The organism is Pseudomonas sp. LB-090624, assembly GCF_003205205.1.
In the GTDB taxonomy this organism is placed as follows: domain Bacteria; phylum Pseudomonadota; class Gammaproteobacteria; order Pseudomonadales; family Pseudomonadaceae; genus Aquipseudomonas.
In genome coordinates, this window is sequence record NZ_QJRL01000032.1 from 41,369 (window position 1) to 48,198 (window position 6,830).

Consider the following 6,830-nt stretch of genomic DNA (forward strand, 5'->3'; position numbering starts at 1 on the left):
GTGTCCACGGTATCTACAGATTCGACATAGGTTGGAAGAAGATGCGAAGCAAGGTGACGGGCGCCAAGCGCTGGGTCGTGAAGATTGGCAGTGCTCTGCTGACCGCCGATGGCAAGGGCCTCGACCGCGGTGCCATGGCCGTTTGGGTCGAGCAGATGGTCGCGCTGCGTGAGGCAGGCGTGGAGTTGGTACTGGTCTCCTCCGGGGCCGTGGCTGCCGGCATGAGCCAGCTGGGCTGGACCTCGCGACCGAGCGCGATGAACGAGCTGCAGGCGGCTGCCTCGATCGGCCAGATGCGTCTGGTACAGGCCTGGGAATCGAGCTTCGGCGAACACGGCAAGCACACCGCGCAGATCCTGCTGACCCATGACGACTTGTCCGACCGCAAGCGTTACCTGAACGCCCGCAGCACGCTGCGGACCCTGGTCGACCTGGGTGTGGTGCCGGTGATCAACGAAAACGACACCGTGGTCACCGACGAGATCCGCTTCGGCGACAACGACACCCTCGCGGCGCTGGTGGCCAACCTGGTCGAGGCTGACTTGCTGGTGATCCTTACCGACCGTGACGGCATGTTCGACGCCGACCCGCGCAACAACCCCGAAGCCCAGCTGATCTACGAAGCCCGTGCCGACGACCCGACGCTGGATGCCGTGGCCGGTGGTACCGGTGGTGCCCTGGGCCGTGGCGGCATGCAGACCAAGCTGCGAGCCGCCCGCCTGGCCGCCCGTTCCGGTGCCCATACCATCATCATTGGTGGCCGCATCGAGCGCGTGCTCGACCGCCTCAAGGCTGGCGAGCGGCTGGGTACCTTGCTATCGCCCGAGCGCGGCATGCTCGCTGCACGCAAACAGTGGCTGGCCGGCCACCTGCAAACCCGTGGCACCCTGGTGCTGGATGCTGGTGCCGTGCAGGCGCTGCGCCAGGCCAACAAGAGCCTGTTGCCGGTTGGCGTCAAGACCGTGCAAGGCAGCTTCCGCCGTGGCGAGATGGTGGTGTGCGTCGGCCCGGACGGTGTCGAGGTGGCTCGTGGGCTGGCTAACTACAGCGCCCTGGAGGCGCAGAAGATCATTGGCCAGCCGTCGGATGCTATCGAAGCTGCCCTGGGCTATATCGCCGAGCCTGAACTGGTCCACCGCGACAACCTGGTGCTGGTATGAGCCTCTTCACGCGCGCGATCGCCGTGGTGGCGTTGGCGCTGCCTATGCTGGCCGGGGCTGAGGAGATCGGCCAGGTGTCCACCGTGTTCAAGTTTCTTGGGCCGAACGACCGGATTGTGGTCGAGGCCTTTGACGACCCCAAGGTCGAGGGCGTGACCTGCTACCTGTCGCGTGCCAAGACCGGCGGCGTGAAGGGGGGCTTGGGCTTGGCGGAAGACCGCGCGGAGGCTTCGATCGCCTGCCGTCAGGTCGGGCCGATCAATTTCAAGGGTGAGTTGAAAGATGGCGAGGAGGTGTTCAAGGAGCGCACCTCGCTGGTGTTCAAGACCATGCAGGTGGTGCGCTTTCTGGACAAGAAACGCAATACGCTGGTGTACCTGGTGTACAGCGACCGCATGATCGAGGGCAGCCCGCAGAACGCGGTAACCGCAATTCCGATACTGCCTTGGGCTCATTGATAGCCTGGTAGGTTGCCGGGAGGCCTGCGGCTTCCATTCGCGGGGCAAGCCCGCGCCCACAAGTACCATGCAGGCTTCAAGGTCTGCGAGGAGCCTGTGGGAGCGGGCTTGTCCCGCGAATGGGCCGCCAAGCGGCCCCAATACCCAATATTAGGCCAGTTCCTCGGCCTGGTCCTCGCGTACAACCGCCTTGACCTCATCCAGACGGCTGATGAACTTCCAGTCCGCCTCGTCGATGTAGATGCCATTCGGCCCGCTGCCACCTTCCAGGTCGATCGCAACGCGCGCCGATACCTGCGGCTTCACACTCGCCAGAATCGGCACGAAGCCCAGTTGCAGGCTGGTTTCCAGCAGTGCCGCCTGGTTGCGTTCGTCAATGTCTGCCGCTTCGTCCAGGTAGTACGGCAGGCGGATGCGCCCAGCCAGATCGCGGTCCATCAGGTGCAGCAACAAGTACATGTTGGTCAGCGCCTTGATGGTCATGGTGGTGCCGTTGGAGGCTGCACCGTCGATGTCGGCGTGGATGATCGGCTGGCCGTTGACCTTGGTGATCTCGAACGCCAACTCGAACAGATCCTTCAAGCCCAGCTGGTTGTGGTTGGCCGCCACCAGCCGCGCCAGGTACTCCTTGGCCTCTTCGTTCTTGTTGTCCTGCTCGGCGCTTTGGGTCAGGTCGAACACCGACAGGGTTTCGCCTTCTTCGTACTGGCCCGCACTGTGGATGATCTGGTCGATGTGCTTGAGCGCTTCCTTGTTCGGCGCCAGCACCACGCGGAAGCTTTCCAGGTTGGACACTTGGCGCTTGTTGATCTCGCGGTTGAACAGGGCCAACTGGTGCTCGAGGCTGTCGTAGTCGCTGCGGATGTTGCGCAGGGTCCGGGCAATGTCGGTAACCGCCGCGCGGCGGGCCTTGGCCAGGGTCAGGGCTTCGTCGGTACGGTGGGCATAGGCGTTCACCAGCAGTTGCAGGCGGCGCTCCATGTCGTCTTCGCTGTCGAACTTGGCAACGCCTTTCAGGCGCACCTGCGCGTAGAGCGCTTCGATCTGGTTGTCGACGCGTTGCAGGCCCTGCCAGCTGTCCTGATAGTCGTTGAGCAGCGGCAGCAGGTTGTCCATCGAGTCGTCGATGGCTTCCATGAACGGCGTACCGTAGGGCAGGTCGGCCGGCAGCAGCTGGCGACGGCGCAGGGCGTCTTCCAGGGTGCGCTGCTTGGATTCGAGATCGCCGATCTGGCGGCCGACCAGCTGCAGCTTGGCCGACAGTTGCTGGACGCGCTCGGTGAAGGCATCGCTGGAGCGCTTGAGTTCGTCCTGGGCGGCCTCCAGCTGCGACAGCTGTTCCAGCTTCTCTGGTTCTTCGGCAGCGAGGGTTTCGCTGCGGCGGAAGTCTTCCAGCGCCTTCTGCGCGTCCAGCACTTCTTGGTACAGGGTTTCGGTTTGCGCCTTGGAGGCGGAGCGGTCAGCGGCTACGGCCTGCTGGGTCTTGAGCTGTTTCAGCTCTTTTTCCAGGCGCTCTTTCTGGTCGCGCAGGGCCGCGCGGTCGGCCAGCGCCTGCAGTGCCGGCGGGTCGATGTTGGTCAGGTCGATGGCCAGGCCCGGGGCTTCGAAGCGCTCGCCCTTGAAACCGTCCAGTACCGCTTCCAACGACTTGACCCACAGGTCGCTATCGTCCAGTTCTATGCCACGATCGCCCAGCGGCAGGCTGAACAGCGCGCCGTTGAACAGGCGCATCAGGCGGTCGACGTCCTGTTGGGAGAACTCTTCGCGCAGACGGGCGTAGCTGTTGTTGTCGGCGTGGTCGAGTTGTTGCCTGACCTGCTTCAGGCGCTTTTCCAGGTCGCGCACGCGCTCGTCGAGGTCTTCGGCGCTGAACTGCCGCGACTGGGCCAGGGCGCCGGCCAGTTCGTCGTGGGCGTCCTTGGCGGCCAGCAGTTGCTGCTCCAGGACCTTGACGTCATCGACCAGGGCAAAGCGGTGCTTGAGCACCGACAGCTCCCCCAGCCAGCGCTGGATACCGGTGATTTCGCGTTCCAGGCGCATCAGCTCCTGAGTGCCACCGCGCTGATCGTTCTGCAGCCGGTCCTGCTCGCCACGGTAGTGCTCGGACTGGATTACCAGCTCCTCCTTGCGCGCCATGGCGTATTCCTGCCAGGTGCCCAGCAGGGTGTCGAGCACCGGAGAAATGCGGTGCAGCTTGCCGCGCAGGATATCGCGCTGGGCCACACCGCCCGCCAGGGCCTCGACCAGCGGGCCGGCAGCAACCAGGGCGTTGTAGTCCTGCTCCATGCGGCGCACGTCGCGGAAGGCCTCTTCGCAGGCAGCGATGTAGTCGACGCTGCCAGAGCGCAGGCTGTGCTCGAAGGCGTCGAGGAACAGCTGCTTCAGCTTGGCCGCGGTGATTTCGCGCATGTGCAGCAGGTTGATGAACAGCGCGCGGAAGGTTTTCAGGCTTTGCTCGCTGGTGGAGCGCAGCGGAATCATGGTCAGGTCCAGCGGCACCGAAGTGTGGCCGCCCACCAGCAACCGGCGCAGCTCGTCCGGCTTCAGCTCATAGGCCTTGATACCGAGGCGCTCGAGGTTGGTGAACAGCTCTTTCTGGCGCAGGCAGGTGTCGTTCTTCTGGTAATGGGCCAGGTCCAGCTCGCCCTTGTAGGCGAAGAACTGGTGGCCGAAACCACCGCCCGGCCCGCGGCCGACCACGCCGATTACGTGCGGGCCGTGGGGTAGGCTCAGCTCGCAGAGAATGTAAGAGGTGTCGCTGGCGAAGTAGAAGCGGCGCGACTGCTCGAGGCTGTACTTGCCGAAGCTCATGTCCGACATGCGCGCCAGGATCGGGAACTGTAGCGCGTTGATCGACGCAGATTTACCCAGGTTGTTGGCGCCGTACACTGACAACGGGTGCTCCAGCGGGAACAGGCCAAGGCTGTAGCCGGCGGTGTTGAGCAATGCAAAGCGGCGGATGCCGTAGCGTTCCTGGCTCATGCGTCAATCTCCTGTTGCTCTTCGCGGATGGCCCGGGCCAGGGCGTCCTCTTCGCTTTCCTCGCCCTCGAAAGGCGTGAGGTCGAGCGGGTCTTCGGTGCGGTTGAGTTCTTCGGGGCTTTCTTCCTCGACCAGTACCGGCGTCGGCAGCGGCAAGGCGCTGTGCAGGGTGGCGGCCAGGTCGCGGTCCTGCTGTACCGACAGGCACACATCCAGGAAGCGGTGCATCGGCGGCAGGAACCGGTAGATGCCGCCTTCTTCATGGGCGAAGCCAAGTTGAGTCATGCGGCGCAGGATTTTCTCTTCCAGCTCGTCCACGGTCTGCACTTCAGCCTGCAGGAACAGGTCGCGGTACTTGTCCAGCAGCGAGGGCAGTTCGTCGCGGCCGATGCTGCCGCCGTCGAGCACGGCCATCGGGTCGCGGCCCTGGTCAGCCAGGTGCTCGACCAGGATGAAGGTGAACAGCGACAGGCGCTGCGCGGTCTTGTTGACCTGCGCGGCGGTCATGTCCGGGACGAAGTAGTAGAAGCCACGGGTATCGCACACCAGTTCGAAGCCCAGGGCCTTGAACAGGGTGCGGTACTGGTCCTGGAAGTTCGACAGCTGGGCGTACAGCTCGGGGTCGCGGCGGCTGACGTGGAAGCCTTTGAACAGCTCGCGGAAGATCGGCGCGAGCTGGGACAGTTCGGAAAGATCAAGATGCATGGGCTGGGCTCGCGTTGGGTTCGGTAGGCGCGCTGGCGGCGTCTTCGCGGCTGGAGGTCAGGGCGAACGAACGCAGGCTGACCAGGTGTTCCTGGGTGGTGTATTCGCGACGGTCGAGGCGTTCGCGCTTGAAGCGCTTTTCTCGCGACAGGCGCGAGAACCAGTACAGCAGTTCGTCGGTGGCACCGTCGGGCTCCTGCTCCAGCAGCCAGACCATCAGGTCGGGCAGCGGCAAGGCCTGCTCGCAGCGTTCGGCCATTTCCTTGACGGTGCGTGGGGCGCGGGGCAGGGCGCCGGACTGGGTCTTGTGGGCCTTGGGGAAGCGCGCCGGCTTGGGCTCGAAACGGGCCAGGGCGTACACATAGGCTTCGACCTGGCTGGCGCTGCCGAGGAAAGTGCTTTGCGGGCGGGTAAACATCGGCATGGCCGCTTGAGGCACGGCATCGATGCCCTTGCGCCGGATCACCGACAGGGCCAAGGCGGCGCCACGGGTGACGGCGTTGTGCCGGCGCGCTTCTTCGCGTAGCGGCAGCAGCAGTTCGCGGGCGTGGCGCAAGGTCAGCTGGGCGCTGGTCTGCATTTCCAGGATGCGCGCATGGGTGCGGAGCAGCATGTCGTCGTCGACCAGGTGGCCCAGGCGCGCCTGTTCACCCAGCAGTTTCAGCAGCACGGTCTCGACCTTGCGCACGCCTTGCTCGAAGGCCCCGTCGGCGTTGACCAGCTGGATCATCGGCTCGACATATTCGTCCCAGGTCGCCAGTACTTCGGCATAACGCTGGCGCAGGGGAATCTGCCGGTTGCTGGTCTTGGCCCGTTCGGCTACGGCCACCAGCGCCTGTTCGTCATTGTCGAGCTTTTTCAGCACATCGCGCACGCGCATGTCGAGCAGGCGCAGCTGGCGTGCCAGGTCGTCACTGTCACGGTTGTCGAAGGCATCCTGGATGTGCCCGGCAAGGCGCTCCAGGTGGCGCAGGTAGGCCTCGATCTCCAGGCACAGGCCCAGGCGGTGTTCGCGGCGCAGGTAGGCGAGGAAGTCGTGGATCTGCGCGTTGAGCTCGAAACGGTTCGGGCTCTTTGCCACCGGGACCAGGATATCCAGGCGGATCCACACGTCGAGCAGCTGGGTGATGTCCTGCGGGGTACTCTCGACCTGCTGACGGGCCACATGCTGGCGCAGTTCGACCAGGCTCAGGGTGCCCTGGTCGAAACGCTCGCACAGCGGCTCGATCAGGGCCCAGTGTTCGGCTAGGGCGCGCAGGACGCGCTTGGGTTCGATCATTGGCTTCGACTCGTTGCCAAGAAAAAGGGGGCGATTGTACTGCATCCGGGGGGGAGGTTTTCACCCCTTGGTCTGTAATGAGAAATAACCATGGGTTGTGCAGGTGCAGGGCGTTGTCCAGATGGTGGGTGTGAGACCGAACGGCGCCCGCGCGGCGCTCGGTCTGATCGGCGATGCAAAAACCAAGGCGTCCACGTTAGAATGCCCATTTGCCTCCACCCCCTCGGAACCCCGCCCCTTGCTGACC

Annotated in this window: 5 protein-coding genes; 2 read left to right on the forward strand and 3 right to left on the reverse strand. The window is 64.5% G+C overall.

Features of this window, described 5'->3' with window-relative positions:
- The first annotated feature begins 41 nt into the window (after positions 1-41).
- Together proB and DMX11_RS22195 are read left to right on the forward strand one after the other, a co-directional pair.
- On the forward strand, positions 42-1,160 hold the full coding sequence (proB, locus tag DMX11_RS22190; RefSeq protein ID WP_110746871.1) for a glutamate 5-kinase: 1,119 nt from the start codon (positions 42-44) through the stop codon (positions 1,158-1,160).
- Positions 1,157-1,618, forward strand: coding sequence for a CreA family protein (locus DMX11_RS22195; RefSeq protein WP_110746874.1), 462 nt, complete (start codon positions 1,157-1,159; stop codon positions 1,616-1,618). The genes proB and DMX11_RS22195 overlap by 4 nt, the downstream gene beginning before the upstream one ends.
- A gap of 150 nt (positions 1,619-1,768) precedes the next feature.
- Here DMX11_RS22195 and mksF read toward each other — a convergent pair whose 3' ends face one another.
- The 3 genes from mksF to mksB are packed head-to-tail and all read right to left on the reverse strand — an operon-like array spanning position 1,769 to position 6,583.
- The gene (gene mksF, locus DMX11_RS22200; protein WP_110746876.1) at positions 1,769-4,600 is read right to left on the reverse strand and encodes an Mks condensin complex protein MksF; all 2,832 of its coding nucleotides are present in this window, start codon (positions 4,598-4,600) and stop codon (positions 1,769-1,771) included.
- Positions 4,597-5,304, reverse strand: coding sequence for an Mks condensin complex protein MksE (gene mksE / locus DMX11_RS22205; RefSeq protein WP_110746878.1), 708 nt, complete (start codon positions 5,302-5,304; stop codon positions 4,597-4,599). The genes mksF and mksE overlap by 4 nt, the downstream gene beginning before the upstream one ends.
- Entirely contained in the window at positions 5,294-6,583 is a 1,290-nt protein-coding gene (gene mksB, locus DMX11_RS22210) for an Mks condensin complex protein MksB (protein WP_110746880.1), read from the reverse strand. The genes mksE and mksB overlap by 11 nt, the downstream gene beginning before the upstream one ends.
- Between the last annotated feature and the right edge of the window lie 247 nt (positions 6,584-6,830).

Excerpts from the sequence above, each read along its gene's own strand:
- mksE (WP_110746878.1), bottom strand. The coding sequence starts at position 5,304 with ATGCATCTTGATCTTTCCGAACTGTCCCAGCTCGCGCCGATCTTCCGC.
- mksF (WP_110746876.1), bottom strand. The coding sequence starts at position 4,600 with ATGAGCCAGGAACGCTACGGCATCCGCCGCTTTGCATTGCTCAACACC.
- DMX11_RS22195 (WP_110746874.1), top strand. The coding sequence starts at position 1,157 with ATGAGCCTCTTCACGCGCGCGATCGCCGTGGTGGCGTTGGCGCTGCCT.
- mksB (WP_110746880.1), bottom strand. The coding sequence starts at position 6,583 with ATGATCGAACCCAAGCGCGTCCTGCGCGCCCTAGCCGAACACTGGGCC.
- proB (WP_110746871.1), top strand. The coding sequence starts at position 42 with ATGCGAAGCAAGGTGACGGGCGCCAAGCGCTGGGTCGTGAAGATTGGC.